The organism is Lysobacter hankyongensis, from assembly GCF_039543145.1.
GTDB lineage: Bacteria > Pseudomonadota > Gammaproteobacteria > Xanthomonadales > Xanthomonadaceae > Lysobacter_I > Lysobacter_I hankyongensis.
On the sequence record NZ_BAABJE010000014.1, the window covers coordinates 108,098 to 124,861 of the forward strand.

The 16,764-nt window shown below is 67.3% G+C and carries 14 protein-coding genes; 6 read left to right on the forward strand and 8 right to left on the reverse strand.

What is annotated here, in order from left to right; all coding sequences use genetic code 11:
• Positions 1–36: 36 nt before the first annotated feature.
• Complete coding sequence (locus tag ABD974_RS12540; protein ID WP_345303679.1) at positions 37–384, reverse strand: hypothetical protein; 348 nt, start codon at positions 382–384, stop codon at positions 37–39.
• A gap of 547 nt (positions 385–931) precedes the next feature.
• On the opposite strand from ABD974_RS12540, the gene ABD974_RS12545 reads away from it, so the two are divergent.
• Positions 932–1,762, forward strand: coding sequence for a 4'-phosphopantetheinyl transferase family protein (locus ABD974_RS12545; RefSeq protein WP_345303680.1), 831 nt, complete (start codon positions 932–934; stop codon positions 1,760–1,762).
• 63 nt (positions 1,763–1,825) lie between these two features.
• On the opposite strand, the gene ABD974_RS12550 is transcribed toward ABD974_RS12545, so the two are convergent.
• Complete coding sequence (locus tag ABD974_RS12550) at positions 1,826–2,839, reverse strand: metallophosphoesterase (protein ID WP_345303681.1); 1,014 nt, start codon at positions 2,837–2,839, stop codon at positions 1,826–1,828.
• 56 nt (positions 2,840–2,895) lie between these two features.
• On the opposite strand from ABD974_RS12550, the gene ABD974_RS12555 reads away from it, so the two are divergent.
• From ABD974_RS12555 to ABD974_RS12570, 4 genes are all read left to right on the forward strand, one after another.
• Positions 2,896–4,332, forward strand: coding sequence for a Wadjet anti-phage system protein JetA family protein (locus ABD974_RS12555; RefSeq protein WP_345303983.1), 1,437 nt, complete (start codon positions 2,896–2,898; stop codon positions 4,330–4,332).
• A complete protein-coding gene (locus ABD974_RS12560) occupies positions 4,329–5,060 on the forward strand; it encodes a DUF4194 domain-containing protein (RefSeq protein ID WP_345303682.1) in 732 nt (243 codons plus the stop codon). Before ABD974_RS12555 ends, ABD974_RS12560 begins: the two co-directional genes overlap by 4 nt.
• The gene (locus ABD974_RS12565; protein ID WP_345303683.1) at positions 5,047–8,475 is read left to right on the forward strand and encodes an SbcC/MukB-like Walker B domain-containing protein; all 3,429 of its coding nucleotides are present in this window, start codon (positions 5,047–5,049) and stop codon (positions 8,473–8,475) included. Before ABD974_RS12560 ends, ABD974_RS12565 begins: the two co-directional genes overlap by 14 nt.
• A gap of 148 nt (positions 8,476–8,623) precedes the next feature.
• Entirely contained in the window at positions 8,624–9,427 is an 804-nt protein-coding gene (locus tag ABD974_RS12570; protein ID WP_345303684.1) for an outer membrane protein, read from the forward strand.
• Between the two features lie 43 nt (positions 9,428–9,470).
• On the opposite strand, the gene ABD974_RS12575 is transcribed toward ABD974_RS12570, so the two are convergent.
• The 6 genes from ABD974_RS12575 to ABD974_RS12600 all read right to left on the reverse strand — a co-directional run bounded on the left by ABD974_RS12575 (position 9,471) and on the right by ABD974_RS12600 (position 15,726).
• Positions 9,471–9,896 (reverse strand): hypothetical protein, encoded by a 426-nt coding sequence (locus ABD974_RS12575; protein WP_345303685.1) that lies wholly within the window; start codon positions 9,894–9,896, stop codon positions 9,471–9,473.
• A gap of 111 nt (positions 9,897–10,007) precedes the next feature.
• Complete coding sequence (gene crcB, locus ABD974_RS12580; protein ID WP_345303686.1) at positions 10,008–10,403, reverse strand: fluoride efflux transporter CrcB; 396 nt, start codon at positions 10,401–10,403, stop codon at positions 10,008–10,010.
• Positions 10,400–11,731, reverse strand: a complete 1,332-nt coding sequence (locus tag ABD974_RS12585; protein WP_345303984.1) for a replication-associated recombination protein A — start codon at positions 11,729–11,731, stop codon at positions 10,400–10,402. The genes crcB and ABD974_RS12585 overlap by 4 nt, the downstream gene beginning before the upstream one ends.
• 172 nt (positions 11,732–11,903) lie before the next feature.
• Positions 11,904–12,644 (reverse strand): hypothetical protein, encoded by a 741-nt coding sequence (locus tag ABD974_RS12590; RefSeq protein WP_345303687.1) that lies wholly within the window; start codon positions 12,642–12,644, stop codon positions 11,904–11,906.
• Between the two features lie 23 nt (positions 12,645–12,667).
• Positions 12,668–13,285, reverse strand: a complete 618-nt coding sequence (gene lolA, locus ABD974_RS12595; RefSeq protein WP_345303688.1) for an outer membrane lipoprotein periplasmic chaperone LolA — start codon at positions 13,283–13,285, stop codon at positions 12,668–12,670.
• Between the two features lie 74 nt (positions 13,286–13,359).
• The gene (locus ABD974_RS12600) at positions 13,360–15,726 is read right to left on the reverse strand and encodes a DNA translocase FtsK (RefSeq protein ID WP_345303689.1); all 2,367 of its coding nucleotides are present in this window, start codon (positions 15,724–15,726) and stop codon (positions 13,360–13,362) included.
• A gap of 105 nt (positions 15,727–15,831) precedes the next feature.
• Between ABD974_RS12600 and ABD974_RS12605 the strand changes: the two genes are divergently transcribed.
• Positions 15,832–16,575, forward strand: a complete 744-nt coding sequence (locus ABD974_RS12605; RefSeq protein ID WP_345303690.1) for a pseudouridine synthase — start codon at positions 15,832–15,834, stop codon at positions 16,573–16,575.
• The last annotated feature ends 189 nt before the right edge of the window (positions 16,576–16,764 follow it).

The following is a 16,764-nucleotide window of genomic DNA, read 5'->3' on the forward strand; positions in this document are numbered from 1 at the left end:
GACGAGACTTTTGCCGTCGCTCACGATGTCGTGCGCCTAGTCGTCGGGCAGCGTCGCGGCGATCAGGGCGCCGTGCAGGAAATGGAAATCGCGGCCGGCCCCATGACGCAGCCATTGACGACCGGGCGGCAGAGCGTGCGCCGAAGTGCGGCGGGCTGTCTGCGGGAGGCGGTCGACCCAACGGAGGGGGGCGAAGCAACCGATCGATCCGGTGTCGATCGCGATGCCGGGGGCATCGAACTTGTCGCGGGAAGCGTTTCCAACGACGCGCGTATGGGACTGCATGCCGACATCTGTTTCCGAAGCATCAGACGCGGCCTGCGCAAGACGATCAGTAACGGGTTGGCAAATCCTGGTGAGGCGGGGAGATACTTCAGAAAACATAGTCGCCCATTGCTTGATCCTTCAAGACGTGACAAAACCGCGCAAACGGCGCGCGCTCAACTCCATGCATGTGGGATTCCTTCCCGGAAGCCGGTCGCAGCGACTGGCGAATGCAATCGTTTGCCGCGCCACGCAGGCGCTGGTCCCCCGCAATCATCTAAACAGACCGTCCTGAAGATTGTCAACGCGCGGGCACCGGCATCCATGGCATGTAAACCTTTTCAGGGGATCGAACGACAGTGGATGTCGGCGAAAAAGCCGAATGAAATCCTATTCAGCAAATCTGCCGCGAATGAATCTCATCCCCGGAGACCGGGCAGGCATTCACTGATCATGCCTGCCCCATATGACATCCGCACGAAGGAAAACGCATCAATGACGCGCGAGAGGACAAACCGCGCAAACCGCGTCCAATGCGCCTTTTTTGGCCGGAATCTCGCGCATTCATCGTGATTGCAGGTATGATGTGATTTGGGAGGAAAGGAAATGATGGATTTTTCCATCGCTTCCTCCGAGTAGAACCCGTGCAACGACGAGACAGGAAGCAATGTCTGCACTCAAGCCCATGCCGAAGGCCCATGCGGCCCCCGCGACCAACCGTCAGGACATCGACGTCTGGCTCACTTACTACGATGAGATCGTCGACGATCGCCAACTCGCCAGATTGCGGCGGCTGCTGAGCGATGAGGAAGTCGAGCAGGAAAGCCGCTTCTATTTCGCCGACGACCGCAAGCGCTATCTGGTCACCCGCGCGATGGTCCGCATGCTGCTCTCACGCTATGCGCCGATCTTGCCGGAAGACTGGGCTTTCGCCAAGAATGCGTATGGTCGTCCGGTGATCGCGGATACGATCGCGAACGCCGAAGCCCAGGCGCGCGGCCTGTCCTTCAATCTTTCGCATACCCGAGGCCTGATCGCGCTCGCGGTGACCCGCGGTCGCGAGTTGGGCGTCGACGTCGAGAACATCACCGCACGCACGGTCTCGCTGGGCGTGGCGGAACATTTCTTCTCCCCGACCGAAGTCGCGGAACTGTCGCGCGTCGCTCCGGATCGCCAGCACGATCGCTTTTTCGAGTACTGGACCTTCAAGGAGTCGTACATCAAGGCGCGCGGCATGGGGCTGTCGCTGCCGCTGAACCGTTTCAGTTTCCGTTTCCCGCATCAGAACGCGGTCAGCATCAGCATCGACCCGGACCTGCATGATCAGGCCGATCGTTGGAGTTTCTGGCAGTGCCGCCCGACCGCGGATTATCTGATGGCGATCTGCGCGGAACGCTGCGTGGACGACGCCCCGACGATCTCGATGCGCAAATTCACGCCCCTGAGCCACGAAATGCCGGTGATCACGCCCTTCCTTAGGCGCTCCGAAGCCTGCTGAAACTGAGGCTGCGCGCAGCGATCTTCGACGATCCGCTGGCGTCACGCCCAGCCGACACCGGTGTCATGTTTCGTCGATGATCTCGATCAGCCGGCGGGCGGCGATGGCGCCTTCCTGCGGGTAACCGAACGCATTGTTGATGTAGGTCACGCCGTCGAGCCGGACTCGGCGATTGATGTGGCTGTGGCCATAGATATGCAAATGAGAACCGAGCGCGCGCAGCTGGCGTTCGATTCCGGTGCTGCCGAGGACGGGATCGAGGTGGCGCATGGCGCGCGGCACGAAGAACGGAATCAGATCGATCCTGGGCAGGAAATGCGAAAAGGTCACGACCCGCTCGCCCGGTCTCGGATGCGGGACGGTTTCCGGATTCAGGTCCAGGAAATGCTCGGTCACCCGCGCCGGATCGAAACCTTCCGGCCAACGGCATGCGCGATAGTCCATCCAGAGTTTGCCAAGATCGCTGTCCGGCGTACCGAAGGAATAGTCGTACCAGCCCAGAAGCGGCACGATCACCGTATTGCCGTACCGGTAGGTATACATCGAGACGCCGGCTTCGGTGGCGATGTCCACGACGTGCTCGAACTTGCGGAGCGAACACATGTCGGCCGGTTCGTGGCGGACCCAGAGATCATGGTTGCCGGGCACGAACAGGACCTGGCGGAACTTCGCGGCGAAGCGGCCGAGGCACCAGGCGAGCAGTCGCCGGTCTTCGGTCAGGTCGCCGGCCAGGATCAGAATGTCGTCGCGGTAATCCGCATCCGAGACCTGCTCGACCCACTGGGCGTTGTCGGGGTAGTCGATATGGATGTCGGAGATCGCGAACAGCCTCATCGTGTTCCTTGCGTCGGTTTGCGCCGGATGGCGCGAAATGGGCGGTCCTGAACGAAGCCGGGGGAGTATAGACGAGCCGCCGAGCCGCCAAACCGTGCCGGAAGCCCCCTCCATCCGGGATGGTGCGTGCGATTTTCGACACCGTGATTCCGGCGCTGCGGCGGTGGCGCCGCGTCCGCGATGGCTGGGCCCGGCGTCCCGGCTTTTTTGGGATAATCCTGCCCTGCCGAGATTGCGGCCCAACCGTCCGGGAGTGTCCCGATTTGAGTGCTTCACCAGCGGAGAGCGCATTGTTCTCCGTGCTTCCCGAGGGACTGTTCGGCCCCCTGGCCTCCCCCAACCGCAGGCATTACTGGCGGCTGCTGTGCCGCCTGTTCGAGGAATTCTTCGGCCCGGACGCGCCGATACCGCCCAGTACAGGCTTCCCGCGGCGCGAGATCGTGTCCGCGATCGAACGCTATCTGCTGACCGACGACCCCTGGGACAGCGACGAGGCCGAGGCGCCCGACAGTCCGCTGGCGGTCCGCGCGGCCGCCGTCTACGAACGTTTCCGCCAGGCCGGCTGGCTCCGCCAGGAGCGGATCGGCGCCCGCGACATGGTCTCGATGACCCACGCCGTATCGCGCCTGCTGACCCTGCTGGTCGATTTCGCCGAGCGCGGCCCGGCCTTCGTCGGCGCGAAGATGCGTTCGATCGAGCTGCAGCTCCGTCAGATCGTCGAAGCCAAGGCGCTGGGCGACACCCTCGACGAAGCCGCCGATCAGGCCCGCCAGCTGTTGTCGAACGTGTCGGCGATCAGCGTGCAGATCCGCGACCTCATGCCCGAGCTGAGCCGGGCCGAGAGCACCGCGCAGTTCGCGCGCCGGTTGTTCGAGCGGTATGTGGGCGAGCTGTTCGTCGGCGATTACGCCGAACTGCACAAGGCCGATCATCCGCTGGCGCATCGCGCTTCGATCCTGGGCATGGTGCGCGAGATCGAACATGGGCCGCAGCGGGCTGCGCTGCTCGCCTGGTACGCCGAGCGCGTGCCGGAGGGCGACGCCGCGCTGGCCCAGCGCCGGCTGGAGCGAAGCCTGCGGCGGCTGCACGAGATCGACCGCATCGACGAATACCTGGGACGGCTGGACGACGACATCCGTCAGGCCAATCGTCGCGCGCTGGCCTTCCTCGACTATCGGTTGCGCGCGCCCGACCAGCTCGACGCCCTGCTCCGCCGCGCCTGCCGCGGTGCCTTGGCCGCGCCGGAAGACGCGCTGCGGCTGCCGGTCGCCCCGGGCGCTCTGATGGACGAACAGCGCCTGCGCGCGCCGCGCGCGCGGCCGCGACCGATCCCGCGCACCGCCAACGATCGCGCCGAGCCCACACCCGAACAGCTCGCACGGCTCAATCTGCTGCGGCAGATGAAGCGCGTGCGCTTGGTGCTGCCCGAAGATCTCGCGCGCTATCTCGATCGTCATTGGCAGGCGCGCGACGCGCTGGCGTCGGAAACGCTGACGTCCGAAAGCCTGGAAATCGCGTCGATCGGCGACTTCCGCGCCTATCAGACGCTGGTGACCCTCGCCCTGCGCAGCCACCGTCCCGGCGGCCTGCGCAAGGACGACCCCCTGCACCGGCTGCTCCGCGGTTTCCGCATCGAACTGATCGAAGGCGACGCCGACAATCCCTATCTGCATGCGCCGCGCTTCGTGCTGCGGCGCACCGGCACACACTCCGACAGGACACATACCGCCGCATGAAACGCTCCTGGGCCACACTGAGTCAGCTTTCCGGCGGGATGTACGTGCCGCAGGATTTCGAGCGGGCGGCGTATCGTCTCGTCACCGAACAGGCGCTCTACAGCGGCGACCGCAATTCGCGCAACGCCTATCACCTCGTCGAAACCTATCTGGCCGATTTCGCGGCCGCGCTCGAACCGCTGGGCATCCGCCTGGAACGCAACGCCCACTACCGCTACGTGGTCGCGCTGCCCACGCACGGCGACGGCACGCCGGTGTCGCTGGAGCAGACGCTGTTGATCCTAGTGCTGCGCCAGCGCTACGACGCGGCGATGCGGCTCGGGCAGATCGAGGATCTCGGCGAAGTGCTGGTGGAACTGCCCGATCTGCAGGAAGCCTATCCGGCGCTGACCGGGCGGCCGATGCCCGACGTCGGCGCGCTGCGCGAGGCCCTGCGCGCGCTGCGTCGCTGGTCGGTGTGCCGGATCGCCGACTGCGAACCCGACGACCCGCAGCCCTTCCGCATCGTGGTGCGGCCGGCGATCGTGGAGATCGTCGGCGCGCAGTGGCTGCAGCGTCTGGACCAGCACACGCTGGACGACACCGACGGCGGCGACGAAGGCAATGACGACACAGCAGACGACGGCATCGATGCGGCGACGCCCGATCGCTCCGAGGCGACCTCCCCCGGCATCGATGCCGACACCGATGCAGACCATACGAGCGTGAACGCCGATGTATCAGCTTAAGCGCGCCCATCTGGTGCAGTTCTTCCTGTTCCAGGCCGAAACCCTGGAACTGGACGCCACCACCGCGATCATCGCCCCGAACGGCGCCGGCAAGAGCGCGCTGCTCGATGCCCTGCAGATCGTGATGCTCGGCGCCGACCGCAACCAGATCCGTTTCAACGCCCAGGCCGGCGGCAGCCATCGCGCGCGCAGCATCCGCGACTACTGCCTCGGCGTGTACCGCGCCGGCGACGACGGCCGCGTGCGCGACACCGCGACGACGTACCTGAGCCTGGTGTTCGAGGATACCGACAGCGGCGACACGCTGACCGCCGGCATCGCGATGGGCGCCGCGGCGAACGAGCCCGAACATCGCATCCACGGCCTGTACCTGCTGCCGCGCGTCGCGCTGACGCTCGACGATCACCTCGAAGTCGTGAAGGGCGAGCAACTGCCGCTGGCGTGGACGCAGTTCCGCACCGCCATCGCCGCGCGATGCAAGGCCGCCGGCAGCAAGGCCGAGCTGCATGCGACCAGCGACCGCTTCCTGCGCGATCTGCTGCAACAACTCCGCCCGTCCGGCGATGCACCGATCGATCCGGTCGCCTACCGCAAGGCGTTCCAGAACGCGCTGAACCTGCAGCGCGTGACCGATGTCGATCTGTTCGTGCGCACCCTGGTCGCCGAGGAGCGGCCGACCGAGATCGGCCGTTTCCGCGCGCTGCTCGAAGGCTTCCGGCTGATCCGGGAGAAGATCGAACAGGTCGCAAAGCGCATCGAAGCCGCGGAAACGGTGGAACAGCAATACCGCAAGGTCGCCGCGCAGGCGACGCGCGCGGCCTCGTATCGCGCGCTCGCCGCGGAGTATCGCCGCGATGCGCATGCCGAACAGGTCGATGCCGCCGAAGAAGCGCTCGTAGCCACGCAGGACGCGCGCCAGCGCACCGCGCGTGCGCTCGATCAGGCGCGCAGCGACCGCGGCAGCGCACGTCAGCAGGCCGAGGACGCGCAGCGTCGCCTGCAGGGCGTGCGCGGTTACAACGAACAGGCATCGTTCGACGAGATCGCCGGACGCGACCGCGAGGAGCTCGCGCAGATCAAGCGCGAACTGATGCGCAACGCAGGTTTCGTGCGCGATCAGCTCGCGACCGTGGCCAGGCTCGATCTGGCCGGCCTCGACCGCGATGCGCTGACGCACGCCGCCGCGCCGTGGGGCGCGCTGTACCGCACGCTGTCGGAACTGGCGCCGGACGCGGACATCGGATTCGCGCCCGAGGCGCTGCACACGCAGTTGCTCGAAGCGACCACGCGCGCGGCGCCGGCGATGGCCGCGGTGGCGGCGCGCGCGCACGAACTGCGCAGCGAACTCGACGGCGCCCGCCACCGCGCCAAGAGTGCGCGACAGAACCAGACCCGACTGCACGCCGGCCAAGCCGAACTACGCGCCGACGTGATTCGACTGATGCATTACTTCGAGGACGAAGGCATTCCCACCCGCCCGGTCTGCGATCTGGTGCAGGTGACCGATCCGTCGTGGCAGGGCGCGATCGAAGCCTATCTGCGCAGTCATGTCGAAGCGCTGCTGGTGCCGGCCGAACACGAAGAACGCGCGGTGAAACTCTATCGCTCGCTTCAGGGCGGGCGCGCGGTGTACGGCGTCAAGCTCGCGCTCGGCGGTCAGGCGAAACAGGCGCGCGACAGCCGCGTGGCAGAAGGCCAGGTCGCCGCCCTGCTCCGCGGCGATGCCGATGCCGTGGCCTATCTGCGCCGCCAGCTCGGCGAACTGCGCTGCATCGAGACCGATGCCGAGGTGGTGCGCGCGAAGCAGGGACTGAGCCGCGACGGCCTGGTGGTCAAGGGCGGCGGCGTCGAACGCCTGCGTCTGCCGGCGGCGGCGGAACTGAAGATCGGCGCTTCCGACAATCGCGAGCGCATCAAGCTGCTGCGCGAGGAGATGGAGCGCGCCGAGCAGGACATCCGTCGCCTGGAAGGCGCTTCGCAGGCGCTCGACGCCCGCGTCGCCGACTGGGCGCGCATCGGCACGCCCGAACACGCCGCGCAGGCGGTACACGGCATGCTGCTGAAACACCGCGAAGCGGCCGCACGCTACCGCGCGCTGCGCGAGCACCACGCCGCGCTGGCCGACCCCGATCTGATGCGCCTGAGCGAGCAGGCGCAGGCGCTGGACCGGCGCAGCCGCGAACTCGATGCGCTGGTCGAACGGCTGGTCGGCGAAGATGCGGTGCTGCAGGGCCGCGTCGGCGAGGCGCAGACCGCGCTCGAACGGCTCGAAGCCGAAAGCGAGCGTGTCGCCCGCGCCGCGGTCGACGCGTTCCGTCACGTCGATGTCGATCCGAATCTGGTCGAACAGCACCGCGACGATCTCGACGAGAAGCATCCGGCGCTGGGCGACCGCATCGCGCGCTGCCAGAGCCGCGCCGACGACGCCGACCGCGCGCTCAACGGTGTGCTGCCCGAGGCGTGGTCCGGGCTGGCGCAGTACGCCAAGGACCACGGTCTGGCCATCGACGTCGAACCGCAGGACTGGCGCAAGGCGGGCACCCTGCTGCAGGGCGAGATCGCGCATCTCAAGGGCACCGAACTGGTCCAGCACCAGACCCGCGCCGACGAGGCCTACGCCACCGCGGTCGAGACCTTCCGCAGCAACGTCGCGTCGGCGCTGTACGACAACTTCAAGCGCCTCGAACAGCAGATCCGCACGCTCAACCGCACCCTGCTCGGCAGCCCGGCGTTCTCGAACAACGAGCGCTACCAGTTCCGCTGCGAGGTCGCGCCAGAGTTCAAGGACCTGCACCGCTTCATTCTCAAGGTCGCGGACGTGGGCGAGGCCGACACGCTGTTCGGCAGCGCCGGCGATGTGCCGGCCGCGTTCCGCGACATCATCGAAGACAAGGTCGGCGGCAAGGCCGGCACGCCCTCGCCGCTCGACGATTACCGGCGGTTCTTCGCCTTCGAGGTCAACATCCAGCAGGACGGACGCGTGATCGGCACGCTCAGCGAACGCATGCGCTCGGGCTCCGGCGGCGAACACCGCGCGCCGATGTACGTGATCGCGGGCGCGGCGCTGGCCGCGGCCTATGGCAAGCGCGACGGACAGCTCGGCGGGCTCGGCCTGATCATGCTCGACGAGTTCGGCGACAAGATCGACGCCCAGAACGCGCGCGCGACGACCCAGTACCTGCGTTCGCTCGGGCTGCAGCTGATCCTCGCCGCTCCCGACACTGCGCAGGGCACGCTCACCGGCGTGCTGGACAGTTACATCGAACTGTTCCGCGACGGTCCGCTGCTGCAGGTGGAGCGCATCCGCGTGACCGAAGCCGGCCGCACCCTGCTGCAGAGCGATCAGTTCGCACTGCATCCGGAACTGCTGGACGCCGAAATCGCGCGGATCGAGGCCGAACGCACGGCCGTCTGACGCCTTCGCGATCCACAACCCCGCGAACCGCGCCGGCCGACGGCGCGGGCGCGAAAAAAATTTCCGGATCCATGTCCGTTTCGCACCTCCCATGCCCGTTCGCTGGCCGACACGGGGCATCCGCCCCCGACCGACGAGGCATGCACACATGGGCAACACATCGATATCGCTGGCGGCACTGTCGCTGATCGCTTTGGCCTGCACGGCAACGGACACGCGGGCCGCGGACCAGGACTGGAACGGCTTCCACGTAGGACTCGGCGTCGCGCAGACGCGAGGCGATGTCGACACCGAGGCCACGCTGGGCGGCCAGTGGAACGGCTATCCCGGCGCCGCGCAGGCTGCCGACGCGTTGAACGCCGACGGTTCGCTGTCGGGCAGCGGCGCGGGCATCCAGTTCGGTTACGACCACCAGCTTGCGGATCGCTGGGTCGTCGGCGTGGCGGTGGACTACACCCAGGCTGGCGCGGAGAGCGCCGTCACCCGGACGGCCGCCTATCCGGGCGGCGGCGAAGACGCGCCATCCAGCATCCGTGCAGCCAGCACGGTCGAACTGGGCCGCGCCTATTCGATCCGTTCCCGCGTCGGTTACGCGACCGGTCGCATGCTGTGGTACGCGACCGCCGGCTATGCGTCCAGTTCCGCCGATGTACGCACCACGCTCGACTATTCGGTGCCGCTGACCGACTCCGCGTTCGGCAAGCGCGGCAGCGCGTCGATCACCACGCGCGGTCTCGTCTGGGGCGCCGGCGTGGACTGGCGCTTCGCGCAACACTGGGACGCGGGCCTTCGCTACACCCGCAGCAGTGGCGGCGACAGCGCCGACTACACGCTGACGACGGTATCGCGATCGGGGCAGTTCACCGTGCAGCCTCCGGAAGCTTTCGCCGAGCGCGTGGCGCAGCGCATCGATCACGACAGCATCGCGCTGACCGTGAGCTATCGCTTCTGACCACAGCCTCTGCGGCCCGCCGTGGCAATGGACACGCCGCGGCTCAGAAGCCCTTGCACACCGCCCAGACCTCGTTGTCGAGCTGGCTGAGCAGGTCGAAGTTGCGCTTGAACCCGACCCGGTCGAGCGTCGCCTTGCGTTTGGCCTTGGCGGCTTCGCAGGGCGATGGCCCTGCGGGTTTGCGGGCCGCGCCGCGAACGACCGCGACCCGACCACCACCGCCGCGGTTGCGCCGGTCCATTTCGGCCTCGATCTCGCGGCTGCGCTTGAGCAGCGCGGGATCGGGCGTGGCGACGGCGTATTCGCGGGTCGCGAGCGTGCGCTGCAGCCCGGTGCACGGCGCGTCCTGATAGGTTTTCGCGCCGCGGCCGTCGACGCAGACGTGGATGGTCTGCGAGGCGGCATGCGCGGCCGGCAGGAGAAAGAAGGACAGCGCGAGCGCTGCGAACGACGATCCGAACAGATGCATGGAAGACTCCGACAGGCGCCGGATGGCGCGTGCCGCCATGATCGATATCCCGTCGGCGCGACACCGTCGGGGAATGCCCTGGTCCAATGCGGCGTATGCCGCGATGCGGGGTCAGGAAACCCTGAAGGCCTCGGCGGTGCGCGCACCCAGCCACACCAGCGCGAGACCGGCGACAAGGGTGATCGCGAGATAGCCCAGCAGCAGCCCGCCGCGCCCGGACTTCGCGAACAGCAGGCATTCCAGCATCAGCGCCGAATAGGTGGTGAGCGCGCCGAGCACGCCGACGATGAGGAAGGCGCGCCAATACAATGCCGATGGGCCGCGGCCTTCCAGCCAGATGGCGATGTAACCGGCGGCGAAGGAACCGATCAGATTCACCGCGAGCGTGCCCCACGGGAAACCGGTGCCGATGTGGCGCAGCAGCAGTCCGCCGAGCCAGAACCGCCCCACCGCGCCCAGCGCGCCGCCCGCCGCCACCAGCAGCAGTTGCTGCCACCATAGGCTCATTCGCCGTCCTTCAGCTTGCGCTGCGCGCGCGTGCGATCGGCGCGGAGGCGGTCGAGTTTTTCCTTGAGCTTGAGCTCCATGCCGCGTTCCACCGGCCGGTAGTACACGCGTTCGCCCATGGCGTCGGGAAAACCGGTCTGTTCCAGCGCGACGCCGCCTTCGGCATCGTGGTCGTAGCGGTAGTCCTTGCCGTAACCGATCGATTTCATCAGTTTCGTCGGCGCGTTGCGCAGGTGCAGCGGCACCTCCTGGGTGCCGTATTCGACGACATCCCGCTTGGCGGCCTTGAAGGCGGTATAGGCGGCGTTGGACTTGGCGGTGCTGGCGAGATAGATCACCAGTTGCGCGAGCGCCAGTTCGCCTTCGGGGCTGCCGAGCCGGTCGTACGTGTCCCAGGCATCGATCGCCATCTGCAGGGCACGCGGATCGGCCAGGCCGATGTCTTCCACTGCCATCCGGGTCATGCGCCGGGCGAGATAGATCGGGTCGCAACCGCCGTCGAGCATCCGCGCCAGCCAGTACAGGGCCGCGTCGGGATTCGAACTGCGCACGGATTTGTGCAGCGCCGAGATCTGGTCGTAGAACTGCTCGCCACCCTTGTCGAAACGGCGCGTGCGGTCGGCCAGCACCTGGGCCAGGATATCGTCGGTGATCGTGCCCGGCGATCCGCCGCCTTCCTCGGCGTCGCCCGTGCCGGTTTCGCCCGCAACGCTTTCACCCGCAAGTTCCGCGGCGATTTCCAGCAGCGTGAGTCCGCGGCGCACGTCGCCATCCGCGGCGCTGGCGATGACCTGCAGTTGCTCCGGCGCGATGCGCAGTCCGCGACCGCCCAGGCCGTGGGTCTCGTCGTCGAGCGCACGCTGCAGCGCGACCGCGATGTCGTCGCCGGACACCGCTTCCATCACATGCACGCGGCAGCGCGACAACAGCGCCGAATTCAGTTCGAACGAGGGGTTTTCGGTGGTGGCGCCGACGAACAGGATGGTGCCGCGCTCGATGTGCGGCAGGAAGGCGTCCTGCTGCGCCTTGTTGAAGCGATGCACTTCGTCCACGAACAGCACGGTGCGCCGGCCTTCGGCGAAACGGTGACCGGCTTCGGCCAGCACCTGCCGCACATCGGGCAGTCCGGAGAGCACCGCCGAAATCGCGCGGAAATCGGCATCGGCGTACTTCGCCAGCAGCAGCGCGAGGGTGGTCTTGCCGCAGCCGGGCGGCCCCCACAACACCATCGAATGCACGTGGCCGGATTCGATCGAGGTGCGCAGGGCCGTGCCCGGCGCCAGCAACCGGCGCTGCCCGACCATCTCGTCGAGGGTGCGCGGGCGCATGCGTTCGGCGAGCGGACGCAGCGCATCGCGATCGACGGCGAGCAGATCGCTGTCGTCGAGCAGGCTGGAATCGGGTCTTGGGGTACCTGGCCGGGCCACGTGATGCGGGATGCGGGGGACGGATGCGGAGTGCAGCCGTTACCTTAGCAGGCGCGGGCCGCGGCCGGCCCGATCAGCCTTCGCCGGTCGGCGCGGGCGTCACCACCGGCGGCGTGCCTTCCAGCACATAGGCCACACGCAGCCAGGCGTTGTCTTGGCGGTCGTAGAGCGCTTCGACCCGCGTCGGCGCGGTGCCGTCGAGGCCGAAATCGGCGATGCCGTTGGCGTCGATGCGCAGGTAGCGGACGCCGGTTTCGACGGTCGAGATTCGGTCCAGTTGCAGCCGCACCCGCTGGGTGCCGAATTCCTCGCCCAGCATGCCCACGACGCGATCGTCGAGTTCGCGGATCAGGGCGGCATCGTTGGGCACCGCGCGTCCCTCGGCCCCCGACATGCCGATGCTCAGCTCGGGATAGCCGGCGCTTTCGAGGATGGCGTCGTAGAGCGTGCTGAAGCGGAATCCGATCCAGTCGCTGGCGTTCTCGATCTGCAGCGTGCCCTGCCCGCTCACCAGACGGTCGCGGAGGCTGGTGGTCTGCACCTCGACGCGATCGAGCCGGATCTTCACCGCGCGTCCGCCCAGTTCTTCCGAAAGCGCGCCAACCAGTGAAGCGGCGACCACACCATCGAGGATTTCGCGCTCCTGCGCGATGGCGCTGCGCGCCGCGACGCTCGGTGCGTTGCCGGGCGGAGCGGCGTGCGCGCCACCACCGATACTCAGCGCGGCGGACAGCAGCGCGGCGGCGATGCGGCGGCGCCGACGGAGACGGGGCGAAGGACGGTTCACGCTGCGATCAACGGCGGAAGCGGTCATGCGGGGACGTCGGCGACCGGACATCATCGCTCGCCGACGATGTCGACACCCGCGGGCGGGGTGAAGCGGAAGGTCTTGCCGGGGAACGCCGGATTGCGCTTCCAGCCGCTGAAGCCGATTTCGGTGCGCTGACCGAGCGCGTCGAAGATCTGCATCCGCGCCAGGCCACGGCCGTCGAAACCGAGGCGGGCGCGCTGGAAACTGGCGCCTTCGGTCTGTTTCGGCGTGAGTTCCAGCCATTCGAGCTCGCCCTGCCGGCCGCCATCGCGGGCGACGAAATCGCGTTCGAGTTTCTGGGGGTCGATCAGCGCCGCGAGCGGGCTGTTCTGTTCTTCGGCGCCCTGCGCCCGGACGGTGACCTGTTTCAGATCGGGATCGTAGACCCAGACCTTGGCGCCATCGGCGACGATCAACTGCGGATAGGGCTTGAGGTATTCCCAGCGGAACAGGCGGGGCGCCGACAGCGCCACCCGGCCGGACGCGCTTTCCTTTTGCTTGCCCTTGCTGTCGAAGACCTGCTGGCTGAACTGGCCTTCGAGGCCCTTGAGGCCCTTGGTGAACGTATCCAGAGACTCGCGGCCGCCGGCATGGGCGAGACCGCAGGCGAACAGCAGGACGAGGGTGGAGAGACGTCGGATCATGATCGTGGGCGACTCGGCAAAGCGACGGTTGGAGTCTGAACGGCCCAAGCTGAACGTGGTTTGGCCGCGACCGGTCACCGTGGCGGCGGCGGCGCGATCACCGTGCGGTCGCCGTTGTGCTCCGGCGGCGACACGATCCCCGCCGCTTCCATCGCCTCGATCAGGCGCGCGGCGCGGTTGTAGCCGATCTTCAGCCGGCGCTGCACCCCGGAGATCGAGGCGCGGCGGCTTTCGGTGACGATCTTCACCGCTTCGTCGTACAGCGGATCGCTTTCGTCGCCCGCGCCGCCGCCGGATTCGGGCAGGCCGGTCGGGCCGACCACCACGCCGTCGCCCATCGTCTGCACTTCTTCCAGCACGCCGGCGATGTAATCCGGTGCGCCTCCGGTCTGCTTGAGGTTTTCGACGACGCGATGCACCTCGTCGTCGCTGACGAAGGCGCCGTGGACGCGTTCGGGCATCGCGGTGCCGGGCGGCAGATACAGCATGTCGCCGTGGCCGAGCAGCGTTTCCGCGCCGGACTGGTCGAGAATGGTCCGCGAGTCGATCTTCGAGCTGACCTGGAACGCGATGCGGGTCGGGATGTTGGCCTTGATCAGGCCGGTGATCACATCCACCGACGGCCGCTGGGTCGCGAGGATCAGGTGGATGCCGGCGGCGCGGGCCTTCTGCGCCAGCCGGGCGATGAGCTCCTCCACTTTCTTGCCGACGATCATCATCATGTCGGCGAATTCGTCGATGAAGATGACGATGAACGGCATCGGCTCCAGCGCCGGCGGCGCTTCCTGCAGATCCGGGTTCGGGCGGAACAGCGGGTCCAGCAGCGGCTGGCCAGCGTCCTGCGCGTCCTTCACCTTCTTGTTGAAGCCGGCGAGGTTGCGCACGCCGACCGCGCTCATCAGCTTGTAGCGCCGCTCCATTTCGGCCACGCACCAGCGCAGGCCGTTCGCGGCTTCCTTCATGTCGGTGACGACCGGCGCCAGCAGGTGCGGAATGCCCTGATAAACGCTGAGTTCCAGCATCTTCGGGTCGATCATCAGCATCCGCAGTTCCTTGGCGCTGGCCTTGTACAGCAGCGACAGCACCATCGCGTTGACCGCGACCGATTTGCCCGAACCGGTGGTGCCGGCGACCAGCAGATGCGGCATGCGCGCGAGGTCGGCCACCGTCGGCCGGCCGGCGATGTCCTTGCCCAGCGCCAGCGTCAGCGGGCTGGTGGACTTGTCGTATTCCTTCGAACGCAGCAGTTCGCTGAGATAGATCATCTCGCGATGGGTGTTCGGGGTTTCCAGGCCGATCACCGACTTGCCCGGGATCACGTCGACCACGCGCACCGATTTCACGCTGAGGCCGCGTGCGATGTCCTTGTCGAGCGAGCTGATCGAACTGACCTTGATGCCCGGCGCCGGTTCGATTTCGAAACGGGTGATGACCGGACCTGGATAGGCGCCGACCACCTGGGCGTCGATGCGGAAATCCTTGAGCTTGAATTCGATCTGCCGCGACAGGGTTTCGAGCGTGCTCTCGTCGTAGCCCTTGGGCTGAGGCTTGGGGTCGTCGAGCAGCGACAGCGGCGGGATTCCGGAGCCGTCGGACACATGGAACAGCGGGATCTGCTGCTCGCGCTTGGCGCGCTCGCTCTTCTCGACCACCGGCGCCGCCGGGGGTTCGATCTTCACCGGTTCGCGCTTGGCGCGCTTCTCGGTCTCGACCTTGCGCACTTCCTCGCGTTCCTCGCGCATGGCCCGGGCGGCCTGCCATTCGCTGGCCTGCTGGGTGCCCTTGCGCATGAACCGCGACAGCAGCGGCGGCAGTTTCATCGCCCAGAAGCCGATCCGGTCCATCACCGCCAGCCACGACAGCCCGGTGGCGAGGGTGACCGAGATCAGCAGCAGCGCGATCAGGAACAGGTTGCCGCCGACCATGCCGAAGCCGCGCAGCAGCGAATCGCCGACCAGTTTGCCGAGAATGCCGCCCGCGCCCGCCGAAAAGCCATCGACCGCGCCGATCTTCAGGCTCAGCAGGCCGGTGGCCGCGACCACGAAACCGACGATGCCGACCAGTCGCAGCGCGGGGCCGAGATCGGCATCGCCATCGCCGTCCGCATCCATTCCGAACAGCGCGATCCAAGCGATCGCGCCGAGAATCAGCGGCAGTGCGAACGCGACGTAGCCGCAGAGATACAGCAGCACGTCCGCCAGAAAGGCGCCGACGCGGCCGCCGGCGTTCTGCAGCGGCGCGGTGACGCTGCCGGAATGCGACCAGCCCGGATCGGAGGCGGAATAGGTGAAGAGACAGACCAGCAGGTACAGCAGGAACGGCGCGATCATGATCAGCGCGATGTCGCGCACCAGCCGCTGCCGGCCCGGACTCATCCGGGGCGTCTCGGCCACGGGGGCGCGACGGGCCTTGCTGCTGCGTTCGGAAAGCTCGCGTGCCACCGTGTCCGGACACCTGAAGAAGTTCGTCTAGGGAGCTGATCTTACAGGGATATCCGGGGCGGCACGAGATGCCGCCCCGGGATTTCGGGCCGTCTACAGGCTACGATGTGCCGCTGTTTCCTCCCCAACCTGACCATGCGCCTCAACAAACACATCAGCGATACTGGTTACTGCTCGCGCCGCGAGGCCGACCGGTTGATCGGCGAGGGCCGGGTGACGGTCAACGGCCAGCGCGCCCGCGTCGGCGCCGAGATCGGCGACGACGATGAAGTCCGGATCGATGGCGAGACGCTGCGCACGCGCACCGCTGCCAAGGGCCAGCGCCGGCACGTCTACATCGCGCTCAACAAGCCGGTGGGCATCACCTGCACCACCGAGGCCGACGTGAAGGGCAACATCGTCGACTTCGTCGATCACGAGCAGCGGATCTTTCCGATCGGCCGGCTCGACAAGGATTCGGAAGGCCTGATCCTGCTGACCAGCAACGGCGACATCGTCAATGCGATCCTGCGCGCCGAGAACAAACTGGAGAAGGAATATCTGGTCGCGGTGAACCATCGGGTCACCGACGAATTCCTGCGCGGCATGAGCCGCGGCGTACCGCTGCACGGCCAGACCACTCTGCCCTGCAGAACATCGAAACTGGGACCCTTCGGCTTCCGGATCGTGCTCACCCAGGGTCTCAACCGGCAGATCCGGCTGATGGCCGCGCATTTCGGCATGCGGGTGAAGCAGCTGCTGCGCGTGCGCATCGGCAACATCAAGCTGGGCCATCTCAAGCCCGGACAGTGGCGCAACCTCACCGACGCCGAACTGCGCGGCCTGCTGCCGAGTCATCAGGACTGGTAAGCGCCCGTCCGCGCCATCGCGGGACGGTCGACGCACGGCGGCTGCGCACGGTAATACAGCGTTCCGCCGCCGGTGCGACACGACGCCTTGATCCCGACGCCGTTGTCTACAATACGTGTCTGCCGGCCCGGCCTTTCCGGGCCGTTCCCTTCTCCGTCGCGAGCTTCCTCGAGCCCTGCCCCCACGAGC